Origin of the sequence: Klebsiella sp. ZJOU C1 (genome assembly GCF_035620215.1) — a bacterium.
GTDB classification, from domain to species: Bacteria; Pseudomonadota; Gammaproteobacteria; order Enterobacterales; family Enterobacteriaceae; genus Klebsiella; species Klebsiella variicola.
The window spans coordinates 636,905-652,683 of the sequence record NZ_CP141644.1; the positions used below are offsets into that span (position 1 = coordinate 636,905).

Consider the following 15,779-nt stretch of genomic DNA (forward strand, 5'->3'; position numbering starts at 1 on the left):
AATGCATTTCATTAATATGTTAATGATCATCTTTTATGCTTTGCGGCCAGGTTTAGCAACTGGAAGTGAATGTTTTGTGATCTGATTAACACAATATTTACACATCAATAACTTATTGGTTTTTAATCAATGAGTTGACTGTTTTTCAGGAAGAGGCTGGTACTTTTCAGGTGCAGAAACCGGTTGTACATGGCAGGATTAAAGCTAATTATTAAGTTGTTAATAAGTTTTGGATGAGGCTGTAGAGGGGATACTATGCATGATTCATTAACCATTGCCTTGTTGCAGGCGCGTGAGGCGGCGATGGCCTACTTTCGGCCGATCGTCAAACGGCACAATCTCACCGAACAGCAGTGGCGGATCGTGCGAATTCTCGCCGAACGTCCGTCGATGGATTTTCACGATCTGGCCTTTCGCGCCTGCATCCTGCGCCCCAGCCTGACCGGGATTTTGACGCGCATGGAGCGGGATGGGCTGGTGCTGCGCTTAAAGCCGGTTAACGATCAGCGCAAGCTGTACGTCTCGCTGACGCCTGCCGGAACCGCGCTGTATGAAAGCGCTCAGGCCGAGGTGGAAGAAACCTATCGTCTGCTGGAGGCCCAGTTCACCACGGAAAAGCTGCAGCAACTGACCTCGCTGCTGGAGGAGTTTATTGCGCTTGGCGTCCCTGCCGGGCGCGGTGATGAAGAAGAGTAGCGGTTACGGCTCGGCGCTCGGCCGGGCGAGGGCAATAAGCGTTTCCGCGCGGGCGGGGGCCAGCGGTTCTCTTGGCTGCGGCAGCGGCCAGCCGTACAACCAGCGGGCGCTGGCGGCGCAGGTGCGCCCCTGACAAGCGCCCATTCCGCAGCGCTGGGTAAGTTTGGCCTGCGGCCAGCCTCCGGCGGCCGCCACATCGCCGCAGCGTACATCCTCGCAGCGGCACAGCAGGCTCTCCGGCGTTGCGGCGTCTTTCAAGGATTCCGTCAGCCGGAAGGTACGGTTGATTGCTTCGGCGAAACGCTGCCAGCGGGCGCGGCGGGTAAATAACGCCTGCGCTTGCTGGCTGGCCCCGGCGGCGGCATACCCGGCGATTTCGCCCTCCGCCAGCGCCAGCTCGCTACCGCCGAAACCGGTGCACTCGCCGGCGGCATAGATATCCGCGACGCTGGTTTGCTGCCAGCGGTTAACCTGGATCGCCTCCTGTGCCGTGGCGCAGCCAAACAGCAGCCCCGTCTCGATATTGGGTATCAGCCCGTAGCCGATAGCCAGCCGATCGCAGGCGATAGTCCGCTCGACGCCGCGCTGGCGAAGCGTAACGGCTTCCAGCCGCGTTGCGCCGTGAGCGCGGATCGCCTGCGCGCCGCTCAGATAGCCTTTCGGGGCCAGCGTCGCTAACTGGCGCAGCTTCTGCGGCCAGCGCCACAGCCCGCCGGCGAAGCGCAGCAGCGCCGGGAGCGGCGCTTGTTCAATGATATTCGTCACGTCGCCTCCAGCCTTGTTCACCGTATCCGCCACCGCCAGCAGTAGCGGACCGCTGCCGGCAATCACCACCTTTTCTCCTTTCAGCGACAGGCCCTGTTTGATTTGCGCCTGCAGGCCGCCCGCGCCGGTCACGCCGGGTAAGGTCCAGCCGGGAAAGGGCAGCGACAGCTCGCGCGCGCCGCAGCAGAGGATCAGTTTCTGCCAGCAAACCACGCCGCCGCCGTCGGCGGTTTCAAACAGCACGCTGTGCGCGGAGGGGCGGGCAATCAGCCGTGCGCCGTTCACTACCCGGATGGCGGCAGACGCGGCGATGGCGTCGCGGTAGCGCCGGGCCAGGGCGGGCTGCGTCGCCTGCGGACCCGCGCGCCAGATTTGTCCGCCAGGGGCGGGGTTATCGTCGAGAATAATCACCTGTTTATCGCAGGCGGCGGCGGAGAGCGCGGCCGCCATGCCGGCGGGGCCGGCGCCGAGGATTAAAATGTCACAGCGCAGCGTGTTCATCGTGGCTCCTTTCTATTTGCATACCGGCCCGGCACAGGGTCTGGCAGGCCAGCACCCGAAGGCCATCGACGGTGACCCGGCACTCCTGGCAGACGCCCATGCCGCAAAACGGCGCGCGGAGCTCGCCGTTAACCGCCTGGCGGGTGGTGGGGTCGCCGGTCAACGCCAGCGCCGCCGCCACGCTAATGCCTTCCGGCACCGTCAGCGCTTCGCCATCAATGGTGATAGTGAGCGTGGCCTTCATGCAATCGCCTCCTGTTGACACAAACGGGCCGGGAGCCAGGCGTCGGGCGCCAATGGGCAGCGTTCATCGAGGATCTGCGCCGCCAGCAGTTCAGCTGTGGCCGGAGCGGTGGTGACGCCCAGCCCTTCATGGCCCAGCGCCAGCCATACGCCACGGCGCGTGGGATGCGGGCCGATCAGCGGGTTGCCATCCTGCGAGGCGGCGCGCAGGCCGCTCCAGCAGCGGATGATATTCAACGTCGCCAGCGCCGGCACGAAATGGCGGGCGCGATCGAGCATCTGCGCCAGCAAGGGCAGATCCAACTCGCGCTCACGGTTATCAAACTGACGCGAAGAGCCAATCAGCAGCTGGCCGGTTGGCCGCGGCTGAAGGTTAAACGCCACCGAGGTGCCGCCGCCATGGGCGCTGGCGCCGTAACCCAGCTCAACCAGCTGGTGATGCACCCGCGGCCGGTAGCGATCGGTAATCGCCAGTTGGCCTTTTTTCGGTCGCAGCCAGTTTTCCGCTAACAGCGCGTTGGCTTCAAGTCCGCAGGCCACCACGATGGCCCGCGCCTGTAGCCGTTTGCCGCTGGCGAGCAGCACCTGCGGTTCGGTAATCGCCTGCGCGCTGTCGTGCAGGCAGGTAAGATGGTCTCCGGCATCGGCCATCAGCCAGCGGGCGACGTTTGGCGCGTAAAGGATGCCATCGCCTGGCACCCACAGGCCGCCCGCCAGCCCGCCGCGCAGCAGCGGTTCGCGCCCGGCGATCTGCTGCGGGGTCTGGCGTTCGCTGGGCACCTGATAGCTGGCCAGCCGCCGCAGTTTTTCGCCCGCGACGGCCATCTCTTCTTCGCTTTCCGCCAGCCACAGCGTGCCGCAGCCGCGCCAGGCGCAATGGTCGGGCATCCGTGGCGTGATAGCGCGCCAGCGTTCCAGCGACCATGCCGATAATGCAAGCTCGGCGGGGTCGTCATCCATGCACACCAGATGGCCCATACCGGCCGCCGTGGCGCCGGGCTGACCGTCGTCGATAAGCGTCACGCTCTGCCCCCGCTTCGCCAGCTGCCACGCGCAGGCGGCGCCGATGATCCCGGCGCCGATTACGATGACGTCGCACTGCTTCACGGCGCGATCCCCCAGCAGAAGGGATCGTCAGGGTTGAGGATCAACTGGTTGTCTCCACACACCCAGGCTTCGCCGCGGATCGTTGGGATGATGCCTTCCGCGGTGCGCTGGTAGCTGGCGGTAAACTGGCTGCCGATGATGCTGGCCTGACGCCAGATTTCCCCCGGCTGCAGCTTGCCATCCTGCGCCAGGCAGGCCAGCTTGGCGCTGGTGCCGGTACCGCACGGCGAGCGATCCCAGGCCTTTCCCGGACAGAGTACGAAGTTGCGGCTGTCGGCGGCATCGTCAGCGGCGAAGAGTTCGATATGGTCGATAATGCCGCCGTCGTCGCCGCGGATCCCCGCCGTCTCCAATCCCTCGCGTACCGCCCAGGCGTAGTCGGTGAGCTGTGGAATCTGTTCGGGGGTAATGGCGAACGGGTGGTCGTTAATCAGGAAAAACCAGTTGCCGCCCCAGGCAATATCGCCGATGACGGGACCATGCGCGGTCTCAACGCGGATCTGTTTTTTCCAGCGGCGGGCCGGGACGTTTTGCACCGATACGCTGCCATCGTCGTGCAACGTAGCGCTTACGTCGCCGACCGGTGTTTCAATCAGATGTACGCCGGGCTGGATACGCCCAAGCCAGGCCAGCGAGGCGATAAGCCCGATTGTGCCGTGGCCGCACATATTCAGAAAACCGGCATTGTTGAAGAAAATCACGCCAGCGGTAGCCGCCGCCGAGACCGGTTTGCACAGCAGCGCGCCGACCAGTACGTCATTACCGCGCGGTTCGAGAATGGCCGCCTGACGCCAATGGTCGAAGTCGCGGGCGAAGCGGTCGCGGCGCTTCGCCATGCTGCCGCCGCCGAGATCGGGGAATCCGTCAACGATCAGGCGGGTCGGTTCGCCGCCGGTATGTGAATCAATAGCTCTCAACGTAACAGGGGGGCGTGGCGCGGTCATCAGGCTCTCCGGAAGTTAACAACATGTTTCATCATGCTGGCGCAACCTTTCCCGACCTGCTTGAGCGCTTTCGTCAGAGAAAATGACGAAATCTGCACAGTCATGCGCGCGGCATATTTCTATTTCACATAGTTATTTCTTATTAATCATTTGCTTAATGCTGTGGTAAACCGAAAGTGACCATTGCGCCAGTGGCTAAATCAGGGGAAGGCGTAAAGCGGATCCAGGATCGCAAAACCGAGGGATGCTGCTTGAGGTGTTAACGGAAAGTGAATAAATATCCTTCGGTCACTTACCATGAGGAGGCCTTATGATCGGTGTTTCTGATGCGGCGCCGCCGCGCGCGGTTAACCAACCTGAGCTGGCCGTCGATGAGCTGAGCCAGATCTGCGAAGGGCTGGCGCGCCAGCGGCCGGAAAATATGCCCGTGCTGCTGAATGCGCTGGCGCTGATTGCGCCCCTGCTCAATGCCATTCCTAATGTGGTCTTTTTTATCAAAGATCGTCAGGCGCGCTATCTGCTGGCGAACCTGACGCTGGCCCGCCGCTGTGGTTTCAAAAGCGTCTCCTCGCTGCTGGGCAAAACCTCCGCCGATGTCTTTCCTTCCGCGCTGGGTCAGGGTTATACCGAACAGGATCTGCGGGTGTTGCGCGAAGGTGTGACCCTGCGCGATCAGCTGGAAATGCATCTCTACAATGGCCGCGAGCGCGGCTGGTGCCTGACGCAGAAACTGGCGCTGCGCGATGTCCGCGGGCAGGTGATCGGCATGGCCGGGATCTCGCACGATCTGCAGGAGGCTCATGCCCGCCATCCGGCGTGGCAGCGGCTGGCGATCGTCGACGATCATATCCGCCGCCATTATCACCGGCCGATCGCCATGGAAGAGTTAACCGCCTTAAGCGGGATGTCGATTGCGCAGATCGAACGCTACTGCAAACGGATCTTTCATCTCACTCCGCGGCAGATGATCCACAAAGTGCGGCTGGAAAAAGCGACCGAACTGCTGGCTGGCGATACGCCGATTACCGATATCGCCCTGCAGTGCGGGTATACCGATCACAGCGCCTTTAGCCGCCAGTTCAAGGCGATGACCGGCTCGACGCCGCGCGATTTTCGCCTCACGCTGCTCGGATAAACGCTGGCTCACACTTTTGCCGACTGTGCTAATTTCGTCATCGTATTGAGGGAAAACCGACAAGCCGCCGGTTCCGCGACACGTCAATCTGTCAGTGAATATTCACCATTCATTCACTTCGACTTAACAAAATGACGACAAGGAACCGAGCATGAGCAAAAAAGCGATTCACTGGAGCGGCGTATTCCCGGCGGTCAGCACGCAGTTTCGTAGCGATTACTCCCTCGATTTAGACGCCACTCACGCGGTGATGAAAAACCTGGTGAAAGATGGCGTTTCCGGGCTGGTGGTATGCGGCAGCGTGGGTGAAAACACCTCGCTGAGCACCGATGAAAAACTACAGATTATCGAGGTGGCGAAGGATGCCGCCGGCGGCAAAATTCCGGTCATCGCCGGGGTGGCCGAGTTCACCACCGCCTTCGCCCAGAAAATGGCGAAAGAGGCGGAGTGCGTCGGCGTCGACGGGATCATGGTGATGCCGGCGCTGGTCTACTCCTCAAAACCGCATGAAACCGCGGCCCACTTCCGCAGCGTGGCGAGCGCTACCGACCTGCCGATTATGGTCTACAACAACCCGCCGATTTACAAAAACGACGTGACGCCGGACATTCTCGCCACCCTGACCGACTGCGACAACATCGTCTGCTTTAAAGACTCCTCCGGCGATACCCGCCGCTTTATCGACCTGCGTAACACCGTTGGCGACCGCTTCGTGCTGTTTGCCGGGCTGGATGACGTGGTGGTGGAAAGCATCGCCGTCGGCGCGGAAGGCTGGATCTCCGGAATGTCCAACGCCTTCCCGCGCGAAGGGGAAACGTTATTCCGTCTCGCCCGCCAGCAGCGTTACGAAGAGGCGATGGCGCTGTACCGCTGGTTCATGCCGCTGCTGCATCTCGATGCGCGTCCGGATCTGGTGCAGTGCATCAAGCTGTGTGAAGAGTTGCTGGGCCGCGGCAGCGCCATTACCCGTCCGCCGCGTCTGGCGCTGGAAGGCGAAACGCGCCAGCAGGTGGTGGCGATCGTTGAACAGGCGCTGGCCACTCGTCCGACGCTGCCGGATGTCGGCCTCTGAGCACAGGAGTCACTATGAATGCATCTCAGACCATGGCGGGACGGCAGTTTATCGCCGGACGCCGTATTGCCAGCGGTGAGGCGACGCTATTGAGCCTGCGGGCGGTGGACGGCGAAGCCACCGGCCACCGCTTTTATCCGGCTTCCCGTGAGGAAGCCGCACTGGCCGCAGAAGCCGCGCAGCAGGCCTTTGCCGTCTATTCACAAACCACGCCGCAGCAGCGGGCGCACTTTCTCTGCGCGATTGCCGATGAACTGGACGCGCTGGGCGAGCCGTTTTTTGCTATCGCCGGGCAGGAGACCGCGCTGCCGCTGGCGCGGCTACAGGGAGAGCGGGCGCGCACCAGCGGCCAGTTGCGGATGTTTGCTGGCGTGATCCTGCGCGGTGATACCTTCGCCGCCCGTATTGATACCGCCTTAGCCGACCGTCAGCCGCTGCCGCGCCCGGACCTGCGCCAGTATCAGCAGGCGTTAGGGCCGGTGGCGGTGTTTGGCGCCAGCAACTTTCCGTTGGCCTTTTCTACCGCTGGCGGCGATACCGCCTCGGCGCTGGCGGCTGGCTGCCCGGTGGTGGTGAAGGCCCATCCGGGCCATATGGCCACCGCCGAGCTGACCGCCGAGGCGATCGTCAGGGCGGTGGTACGGTGCGGTTTACCCGGCGGCGTATTCAATATGATTTTCGGGACCGATATCGGCGCCGAATTGGTCCGTCATCCGGCGATTCAGGCCGTTGGCTTTACCGGTTCGTTGGCCGGCGGTAAGTCGCTGTATCAGCTGGCGCAGCAGCGACCGCAGCCAATTCCGCTGTTTGCTGAAATGTCGGCGATTAACCCATTGATTATTCTGCCGCAGGCGCTGCAGACGCGGGCCGAGGCGCTGGCAAACGAGCTGGTGGCGTCATTCACCCTCGGCGGTGGCCAGTTCTGTACCCGTCCGGGGCTGATTCTGGCGCTGCGCGGCGCCGGGCTGGAACGCTTTAAGTCGGCGCTGTGCGCGGCGGTAGCGGACTCCACGCCGCAGGTGTTGCTCAATGCGCCGACCCTTCAGCACTACCGTCAGGGAGTGGCGGCACTGGCGGCGCACCCGCGTATTGAGAGGCTGGCGAGCGGCCTCGTCGCCGGCGTCGGGCAGGCGCAGACCCAGTTGTGGCAGGCTCAGGTCGAGGATCTGCTGGCGCAGGATACGCTGCTGCAGAGCGAAGTTTTCGGCCCGCTGTCGCTGCTGGTGGAAGTGGACGATGAGGCCCAGCTGCAGGCGGTGGTGAAAGCGCTGCAGGGGCAGCTCACCGCGACGGTGCATGCTGAGGCGGATGATGGCCCGCTGGCGGCGAGCCTGCTACCGCTGCTGTGTGAGAAGGCCGGACGGGTGCTGTTTAACGGGTATCCCACCGGCGTGGAAGTGTGCGATGCGATGGTCCACGGCGGCCCGTGGCCGGCGACCACCGACGCACGCGGGACCTCGGTCGGCAGCCGGGCGATTGAGCGTTTTCTGCGCCCGGTCTGTCTGCAGAACGCGCCGGCTGCCCTGTTACCGCCGGCGCTGCAGGATGCGAACCCTTTGAACCTGCTGCGCCTGGTCAACGGCCAGTGGACCCGGGAAGCGATTTCCTCCTCTCATTGACGCAAGGGCATCACCATGACCATTCACACTACGCATAACAGTCAAACCCGCGTTGCTGAGTCGGGTAAGTTTAAAAAACAGCTGACCCTGACCGATCTCACCTTTATCGGCCTGGGGGCGATATTCGGCTCCGGATGGTTATTCGCCGCCAGCCACGTGGCCTCCATCGCCGGTCCGGCCGGGATCGCCTCGTGGGTGATCGGCGGCTTTGCAGTATTGCTGCTGGGGATTGTCTACTGCGAGCTGGGGGCGGCGCTGCCGCGCGCCGGCGGCATTATTCGCTACCCGGTCTTTTCCCACGGTGAGCTGATGGGCTATCTGCTGGGGTTCATCACCCTGATCGCTTTCTCCAGCCTGATCTCAATTGAAATCGTCGCCGCCCGGCAATATGCCGCGGCCTGGTTTCCGGCGCTGACCCAGCCGGGCTCCAGCTCGCCGACGCTGCTGGGGTGGGTGGTGCAGTTCCTGCTGCTCTGTTTCTTCTTCGCGCTTAACTACTACAGCGTTAAGACCTTCGCCCGATCGAACAACTTCATCAGCGTGCTCAAGTTTCTGGTGCCGCTGCTGGTGGTGGTGACGCTGTTCGCCTTCTTTAAACCGGAGAACCTGCACGCGCAGGGGATTGCGCCGTTTGGCATGTCCGGAGTGGAAGCGGCGATCAGCGCGGGCGGAATTATCTTCGCTTATCTGGGACTGACGCCGATTATCTCGGTGGCCAGCGAAGTACAAAAGCCGCAGCGGACTATCCCTATTGCGTTGATTTTATCAGTGGTGCTGTCGACGATTATCTACGTGCTGCTGCAGCTGGCGTTCCTTGGCAGTATCCCCACCGAGATGCTGAACGGCGGCTGGGCTGAGGTGAGCAAACAGTTCTCGCTGCCGTATCGCGATATCGCCATTACCCTCGGCATGGGCTGGCTGGCCTTTATGGTGATAAGCGATGCGATCATCTCCCCGAGCGGCACCGGCAATATCTATATGAACGCGACGCCGCGGGTGATCTACGGCTGGGCGAAGGCGGGTACTTTCTTTAAAGCCTTTACCCATATCGATAAAGCGTCCGGGATTCCGCGTCCGGCGCTGTGGCTGACCTTCGGGCTTTCAATCTTCTGGACGCTGCCGTTCCCCTCCTGGGAACAGCTGATTAGCGTGGTGTCGGCGGCCCTGGTGCTGAGCTACGCCATCGCTCCGGTGACCGCTGCCGGGCTGCGCCGCAACGCGCCGGATTTGCCGCGGCCGTTCCGCGTGCGCGCCTTCGGCATCATCGGCCCGGTATCGTTTATGATCTCGGCGCTGATTGTCTACTGGTCAGGCTGGAATACGCTCTCGTGGCTGCTGGGGCTGCAAATCGTGATGTTTGTCGTCTACGTGATGTGCAAAGGTAAGGTGCCGGAACATACCGTGAGCCTGGCGCAGCAGGTGAAGTCTTCGCTGTGGCTGATCGTGTTTTATGCGTTGATTATCCTCTTTTCCTGGCTGGGCAGCTTCGGCGGGCTTAATGTTATCGGTCACCCCTGGGATACGGTGCTGGTGGCGGCGATGTCGTTGGGGATTTACTACTGGGGCGCGCGCAGCTGCCTGCCGCAGGCTAACTTTAGCGGAGACGAAGAAGAGTAAAGGAGAACAGTATGGAGTCGGTAACTCTATCGTTACCTGAAGCTTATGACCTGGCGCTGGAGGTACTCAGCGCCAATGGATTTAGCGCCGACCACGCGGAGGCGATTGCCCGCAATGTGACCGCCGGGGAACGCGATGGCTGCGCTTCCCACGGCCTGTGGCGGCTGTTGGGCATTGTCGATACCCTGCGCAAAGGTAAGGTATCGCCCGATGCCGAGCCGCAGATCCATGACCAGGCGCCGGCGATTGCGCGGGCGGACGCCGGGGGCGCTTTTTCACTGCTGGCCTACGAGCGCGCGCTGCCGCTGCTGCTGGAGAAGGCGCGGCAAAACGGCATTGCGGCGCTGGCGATTAACCGCTGCGTCCATTTTTCCGCGCTGTTTGCCGATATTGAGCCGTTGACCGAGGCAGGACTGGTGGGGCTGGCCTGCACGCCAAGCCACGCCTGGGTCGCCCCGGCGGGCGGCACGCGTCCGCTGTTCGGCACCAACCCTATTGCCTTTGGCTGGCCGCGGCGGGATAAGCCGCCGTTTATTGTTGATATGGCGACCAGCGCCGCGGCGCGCGGTGAGATCCAGCTGTATCAGCGTGCTGGCAAAGCGCTACCGCAAGGATGGGGAATCGACAGTCAGGGACAGCCAACGACCGATGCCGCGGAGGTGCTGAACGGCGCGATGTTAACCTTTGGCGGGCATAAGGGCTCGGCGCTGGCGGCAATGGTTGAACTGCTGGCCGGGCCGCTTATCGGCGATATGACCAGCGCCGAATCGCTGGCGTGGGATAACGGCGCGGGTGGGCTCCCCTACGGCGGCGAGCTTATCCTGGCGCTGGATCCGCAGCGCTTTCTCGGCGCGCAGGCACAAGAGCAGCTGGCGCGCGCCGAAACGCTGTTCAATGCGATGCAGGATCAGGGGGCGCGGCTGCCGGGCGAGCGGCGTTTCGCCTGCCGTCAGCAGAGTGAGCGGCAGGGGGTTACCATCAGCCGTTCATTGCATGATGAGATTTGCGCCTTGCGGCCATAGTAAAGCGCGGAGCGCGGCGGGCCGACCATCAGAGCGACAGGCGCATGGCGCAGCGCGACTCGGGCGGCAGGCCGTGCCGGGTCTCCTGTTCCCTTTTTGCCGCCAGTCCGGCAGGCAGGGTCAGCTCATCGAGCATGGTGAATCCCAGACGGGTATAAAACGGCGCATTCCACGGCACCTCGCGGAAGGTGGTGAGGGTTACCGCCGGGTAGCCCATCTGCTGTGCGCCCTCAATAACCTGCTTCAGCAGCATCCGGCCGATGCCCTGATGCTGCCAGTCCTGATGGACGGCGACTTCGACGATAAATAACGCATCGTCGAGCGGTTCGGTCAGAATAAAGCCAATCGGCTGCCCGGCGGCTTCCGCCAGCAGGCTATGCTCGGTTTCCAGATAATCATGATGACGCGCAACGCTAATCACCTCACTGTCCGCCAGCCAGGCGAGAGAGGGGATCTGGCGAAATGCCTGGGCGGCAGAACGTTCAATGGCGGGCAGAAGGGCGATATCGCTCTCCTGAGTCAGGCGTAATACGGCACCGGCAGTTATAGTGTTAGTTTTCATCACCTCAGCATAGCAGCCTTCGGGAGAAAAGTATGGAGCTGACCGCCGTTCCCGCCACGCAGTTCAGCAGCGTGCAGTTAACGGATATTCTCAACGCCTGTTTTGAAGCCTATCTGGTGCCTGTTACCCAGTCGGTGGCGGGATTTGTACAGCGTTTCAGCGCCGAGGGGATGAGCCTGATCGATTCCCGCGTCTGGCTGGCCGGAGATGAACCGGCGGCGATCGCGATTGTCGCCCGCCGGGGAAGTGCCGCTCGCCTGGCGGCCTTTGCCCTGCGCCCGGCCTGGCGCGGCAAAGGCCTGGGCCGGGAACTGATGCAAGATCTGCTAATGCTCCTGCAACAGCAGGGGGTTGAGACGGTATCTCTGGAGGTGATCCGCGATAACCATGCGGCCGTCGCGCTATATCAGACGCTGGGCTTTACGCGACGCTACGGGCTCTGCGGCTACCTGAGCAATGAACCTCTGGCTCCGGTAGCGGGCGTATTACAGCTTTATCCCACCCTGGCCCTGCTACGGCGCGCCATTGACGAGAGTAACAGTCAGCTCCCCTGGCTGCTGGATCCGCTCACCTTCGCCACCCTGCCATGTCAGGTCGTGACGCTGGAACAGCGCGCCTTCGCGGTTCTAACAACGGCGGGCTCACGGCCTGTACTGCAATTTTTGTGGGTGGAGCCCGCCGCCCGCCGTCAGGGGCTGGCGCGTGAGCTGCTGGTGACGCTGGCGCAGCAGCTCCCGGGTGTGGGGACTTCGGTGACGGTCCCGGAAACGTTTACACCGCTGTTTGCCGCGGCGGGATATGCGCCGCTATCGCTGCAGCAGTATGAAATGAGCGCAACGATGAATGCCCTGCGGTCAGCAGGGCGTTAAGATTCAGTCGTTACGCGGGTCACTAATCGGCTGGCGAACCAGGAAAATGTAGGCCAGTGCGCCGAGAGCGGTCACACAGCCGCATATAACCAGTGCCAGCTGGAAGGAATGGGTGGTATCGACAATAAATCCGGTCACCACCGGTGCGAATGAAGCGCAGATAAAGCTGGCGAAATTCTGAATACTGCCGACGGAAGCCGTCATTCTTGATGCTACGGCGACGTGGATCAATCCCCAGCAGGACGTTCCGGCAAAATGAATACAGAACAACGCCATACCGATTAACAGCACCGCCGCGATTGAGGTGGTGGCATGCGGCACGATCAGCGTAAACGCCGCGGAGCAGAACATCCCGGCAATAATGCAGATCTTGCGGCTTTTGATCGGGGCCATGCCGCCTTTGACCAGCCAGTCGGTGACGTAGCCATTGATCAGCATACCGGCGGCACCAAACAGGAAAGGAATGGCGGCCATAAACCCGGTACTTTTCAGATCGAGGTTATACGCCGTTTGCAGGTAACCCGGCAGCCATGCCAGATATAGCCACGCGGTATAGTTGATGCCGCTGAAGCCGAACATCATTCCCCACATGGTTTTGTTTTTAAACAGACTGCGCCATTCGGCAAAGCTCAGCGGGTCGCGGCGCACGTTGACGCTTCCGGCATTAAGGTAGGCCTGCTCATCGGCGGTGAGGGGGATATCCTCCCGGTTGCGATAAAGCATATACCAGCCGATAGCGACGAAGATCCCCAGTACGCCGATGGTAATAAACATCCAGCGCCAGCCCATCATCAGCATCATCGCGGCAAGGATCGGCGGGCTGATCGCCACGCCAATTGTCGAGGCGGCGTTAAAGAAGCCCATTGGGCGGCCGCGCTCTTTAATATTAAACCAGTCGTTGATCACCTTGACGCCGCACGGGTTCATCGGCGCTTCGCCGATCCCCATGCCGATACGCACCAGGACAAACTGGGTAAAGCTGTGCACCATCCCGGAGACCGCCTGAAATAGCGACCAGAAAAACATCCCCAGCCCCAGCATGATGCGTGGACCTTTGCGATCCAGCAACGGCCCGCAGGGCAGTTGCGCAATGCCATAGGCCAGAGAGAAAACCGATAACAGCGCCCCGATTTCAGTGGCGGTAAGCCCTAACTCCTCGCGAATCGTTAAGTTCGCAACGGACAATGAACTTCGGTCGAGGTAGTTAATCACCGCCGCCAGAAATAACAGAATCATTGCCGTTGTTTGAATCTTTTTAATACGAGAACTACGTTGTAGTGTATTTTCTAAGGGAACTGAAAGGGTTTCCGCTTCCCCCTTTTTAAAGTCGGTCTGCGGGTCTATGGTTATATTTTGTGATTCCACGCCTGACTCCTGATTATTATGTTTGAATACCAAGTGACAACGAAGGGGGTAAACATCACCCACCGGTTTCACAGTAAAGTAAGTCGACTTGTTTTCAGCATAAATAACCTTTTTGAGGGCGCCGGATTACGTTTTTGGATTTGTGCTGTTGCTAATCATTTTCTGTTTTTAATCGGTACTTAATGTGCCAGCGATTCACTTTGCTTGAGAGAGTTAATCATGGATTGCTTCGCGGAGTTCAGGTGGTTACGTAGCGCCAGGTTGGCATCCAGATCGCTGCGACAGATGAGTGCGCTCAGGATCGTCATATGTTCATCAATGGCGATGATATTGCGCTGTTTAAGGTCACTTTCATCCCACTGATAGTGGAAGTGAAAGATCACGGAAATAATTTCAAGTGATTGATTAAAAAATATATTATCAGCAGCGGAAAGCAGCAGCGAATGAAAATCACGATCGAGCTGGGAGAACATACGAAAGCTGTTGCCGATGCTGTCCCGCAGGGTGCGGTGGCGCTCGAGCAGGGTTTTGGCCTGCAGCCAGCGGGCATCGCTGTCCGGCAGATTAAGAAAATGTTGAAGTGCGTGGGTTTCCAGCATTTCCCGCAATTCGAACAGTTGCTCGGCCCAGGATTGCTCAAATTTTTTCATGTTCCACTGGCCGCGCTTTTCGCTTTCAATCAGGTTGTAGCGGCTGAATTTCAGTAAAAATTCTCTGACCACGACCGGGCTGACGCCCGCGGCACGCGCCAGTTGCAGTTCGGAGAACCGCTCCCCGGCGCGTAGCTGACGCTGGTTAATCATGGTAAAAAACGCTTGTTCAAAGAGACGGTTTTGTTCGGTCAGCGAGGCGCTGGAACCATCGAAGCCATCCTGTACTTCCGGCTGACGAAGGATCTGGTAGTCGTGATTGACCTGGCTCAAGACGCCGCGCTCGCATAAGTGGCAAAGGATATGGCGCACCGTGGTGCGGCTGATGTTATACATCTCCGCCAGTGCGCTTTGCGAGGGTAGCGGCGAGGGGATAAAGCCACGCGCCATATCGTTGATGACCTGGTTAATAACATTGTGACGTAGGTTTTGTGAGCGACTCATAACGTTTTCCTTTTTTATCCATTAAAGCCGGATTTAAAACAGTTTTGTGCGCGACATTTCACAGATTTTGCAATGAGTTTCACTCTGTTTCTATTTTTCATCGATATCTAAGCCAACAAATACGGAGGAAATTATTATGACGTCGATGAATACTTTAGTGTGTCAGGAACCTAAAAAACTACACTGGGAAAAACGCCAGATTCCCATTCCCGGCGATGATGAAGTGCTCATTAAAATAAAGGCAGTGGGGATTTGTGGGACAGACATTCATGCCTGGGGCGGCAATCAGCCTTTTTTTAGTTATCCGCGTGTTCTTGGACATGAAATATGCGGTGAGATAATTGGGCTGGGTAAAAATATTCTTAATTTGAAGAGCGGCCAACAGGTTGCTGTGATTCCCTATGTCGCCTGCCGCCAGTGTCCGGCCTGCCTGAACGGCCGGACAAACTGCTGCGAGAAGATTTCGGTGATCGGCGTGCATCGGGACGGCGGGTTTAGCGAGTATCTCTGCGTGCCGGTAAACAATCTGCTGGTGGTGGATGACGTCGACCCTGAAGCCGTGGCGTTGATTGAGCCATTCGCCATTAGCGCCCACGCGGTGCGTCGTGCCGCTATCCGGGCAGGGGAGCAGGTGCTGGTGGTCGGCGCGGGCCCGATTGGGCTCGGGGCGGCGGCGATCGCTAAGGCTGACGGTGCGCAGGTAGTAGTGGCGGATACCAGCCCGGCGCGGCGCGATCATGTGGCACAGCATCTCGGCCTGACCACCCTCGATCCCTCCGATCCGCTGTTTATCGAGCAACTGTCTGCCACGTTTGGCGGTTCTCTGGCGCAGAAAGTGATTGACGCGACGGGAAATCAGCAGGCGATGAATAACACCGTTAATTTAATCCGTCACGGCGGTAGCATCATTTTTGTTGGTCTGTTTAAGGGGGAACTGCAGTTTTCTGATCCGGAATTTCATAAGAAAGAGACGACGATGATGGGCAGCCGTAACGCGACGGAAGAGGATTTTGCCAAGGTCGGGCGGCTGATGGCCGAGGGGAAAATCACCGCCAGGATGATGCTGACCCACCGTTACGATTTCAGGTCGCTGGCGGACATTTACGAAAGCGACGTGATTAATAATCGTCAGCTGATCAAAGGCGTTATTCATTTTTAGCAGGTAAGC

The 15,779-nt window shown here is 60.1% G+C and carries 15 protein-coding genes and 1 pseudogene; 8 read left to right on the top strand and 8 right to left on the bottom strand.

Translation table 11 applies throughout. From position 1 onward, the window contains the following. Positions 1–26: 26 nt before the first annotated feature. Positions 27–191, bottom strand: a pseudogene (locus SPE70_RS02990) (hypothetical protein). Between the two features lie 64 nt (positions 192–255). Here SPE70_RS02990 and hpaR point away from each other — a divergent pair. Beyond that, positions 256–696 carry a homoprotocatechuate degradation operon regulator HpaR gene (gene hpaR, locus SPE70_RS02995; protein ID WP_002887503.1) on the top strand — a complete coding sequence of 147 codons (441 nt, stop codon included), beginning with the start codon at positions 256–258 and terminating at the stop codon, positions 694–696. A 3-nt stretch (positions 697–699) separates the two neighbouring features. Here the strand turns inward: hpaR and SPE70_RS03000 are convergent, their stop codons facing one another. The 4 genes from SPE70_RS03000 to SPE70_RS03015 are packed head-to-tail and all read right to left on the bottom strand — an operon-like array spanning position 700 to position 4,256. Then, positions 700–1,962, bottom strand: coding sequence for an FAD-dependent oxidoreductase (locus SPE70_RS03000; RefSeq protein WP_100631991.1), 1,263 nt, complete (start codon positions 1,960–1,962; stop codon positions 700–702). Continuing rightward, complete coding sequence (locus SPE70_RS03005) at positions 1,943–2,206, bottom strand: (2Fe-2S)-binding protein (protein WP_023322030.1); 264 nt, start codon at positions 2,204–2,206, stop codon at positions 1,943–1,945. The genes SPE70_RS03000 and SPE70_RS03005 overlap by 20 nt, the downstream gene beginning before the upstream one ends. Further along, positions 2,203–3,312, bottom strand: a complete 1,110-nt coding sequence (locus SPE70_RS03010; RefSeq protein ID WP_032756150.1) for an NAD(P)/FAD-dependent oxidoreductase — start codon at positions 3,310–3,312, stop codon at positions 2,203–2,205. Before SPE70_RS03010 ends, SPE70_RS03005 begins: the two co-directional genes overlap by 4 nt. Continuing rightward, on the bottom strand, positions 3,309–4,256 hold the full coding sequence (locus tag SPE70_RS03015) for a 4-hydroxyproline epimerase (RefSeq protein ID WP_042947117.1): 948 nt from the start codon (positions 4,254–4,256) through the stop codon (positions 3,309–3,311). The genes SPE70_RS03010 and SPE70_RS03015 overlap by 4 nt, the downstream gene beginning before the upstream one ends. 310 nt (positions 4,257–4,566) lie before the next feature. Here SPE70_RS03015 and SPE70_RS03020 point away from each other — a divergent pair, with 310 nt between their 5' ends. The 5 genes from SPE70_RS03020 (at position 4,567) to SPE70_RS03040 (ending at position 10,721) form a co-directional block, all read left to right on the top strand. Next, positions 4,567–5,391, top strand: a complete 825-nt coding sequence (locus SPE70_RS03020) for an AraC family transcriptional regulator (RefSeq protein WP_064170632.1) — start codon at positions 4,567–4,569, stop codon at positions 5,389–5,391. Positions 5,392–5,542: 151 nt separating this feature from the next. Continuing rightward, entirely contained in the window at positions 5,543–6,463 is a 921-nt protein-coding gene (locus SPE70_RS03025) for a dihydrodipicolinate synthase family protein (RefSeq protein ID WP_061155869.1), read from the top strand. Positions 6,464–6,477: 14 nt separating this feature from the next. Beyond that, positions 6,478–8,082 carry an aldehyde dehydrogenase (NADP(+)) gene (locus SPE70_RS03030; protein ID WP_064170631.1) on the top strand — a complete coding sequence of 535 codons (1,605 nt, stop codon included), beginning with the start codon at positions 6,478–6,480 and terminating at the stop codon, positions 8,080–8,082. A gap of 15 nt (positions 8,083–8,097) precedes the next feature. Then, complete coding sequence (locus SPE70_RS03035; protein ID WP_012542949.1) at positions 8,098–9,699, top strand: APC family permease; 1,602 nt, start codon at positions 8,098–8,100, stop codon at positions 9,697–9,699. Positions 9,700–9,710: 11 nt separating this feature from the next. Beyond that, entirely contained in the window at positions 9,711–10,721 is a 1,011-nt protein-coding gene (locus SPE70_RS03040) for an Ldh family oxidoreductase (protein ID WP_048964284.1), read from the top strand. Between the two features lie 28 nt (positions 10,722–10,749). Here the strand turns inward: SPE70_RS03040 and SPE70_RS03045 are convergent, their stop codons facing one another. Beyond that, entirely contained in the window at positions 10,750–11,283 is a 534-nt protein-coding gene (locus SPE70_RS03045; protein ID WP_008807561.1) for a GNAT family N-acetyltransferase, read from the bottom strand. Between the two features lie 32 nt (positions 11,284–11,315). Between SPE70_RS03045 and SPE70_RS03050 the strand changes: the two genes are divergently transcribed. Next, positions 11,316–12,152: a GNAT family N-acetyltransferase gene (locus SPE70_RS03050; RefSeq protein WP_008807560.1), complete on the top strand. Its 837-nt coding sequence runs from the start codon at positions 11,316–11,318 to the stop codon at positions 12,150–12,152. Between the two features lie 3 nt (positions 12,153–12,155). On the opposite strand, the gene SPE70_RS03055 is transcribed toward SPE70_RS03050, so the two are convergent. Both SPE70_RS03055 and SPE70_RS03060 read right to left on the bottom strand, forming a co-directional pair. Continuing rightward, on the bottom strand, positions 12,156–13,517 hold the full coding sequence (locus tag SPE70_RS03055; protein WP_016160246.1) for an MFS transporter: 1,362 nt from the start codon (positions 13,515–13,517) through the stop codon (positions 12,156–12,158). 179 nt (positions 13,518–13,696) lie between these two features. Continuing rightward, entirely contained in the window at positions 13,697–14,611 is a 915-nt protein-coding gene (locus SPE70_RS03060; RefSeq protein WP_008807558.1) for a GntR family transcriptional regulator, read from the bottom strand. 136 nt (positions 14,612–14,747) lie between these two features. Between SPE70_RS03060 and SPE70_RS03065 the strand changes: the two genes are divergently transcribed. After that, entirely contained in the window at positions 14,748–15,770 is a 1,023-nt protein-coding gene (locus SPE70_RS03065; protein ID WP_008807557.1) for a zinc-binding alcohol dehydrogenase family protein, read from the top strand. Positions 15,771–15,779 lie beyond the last annotated feature (9 nt).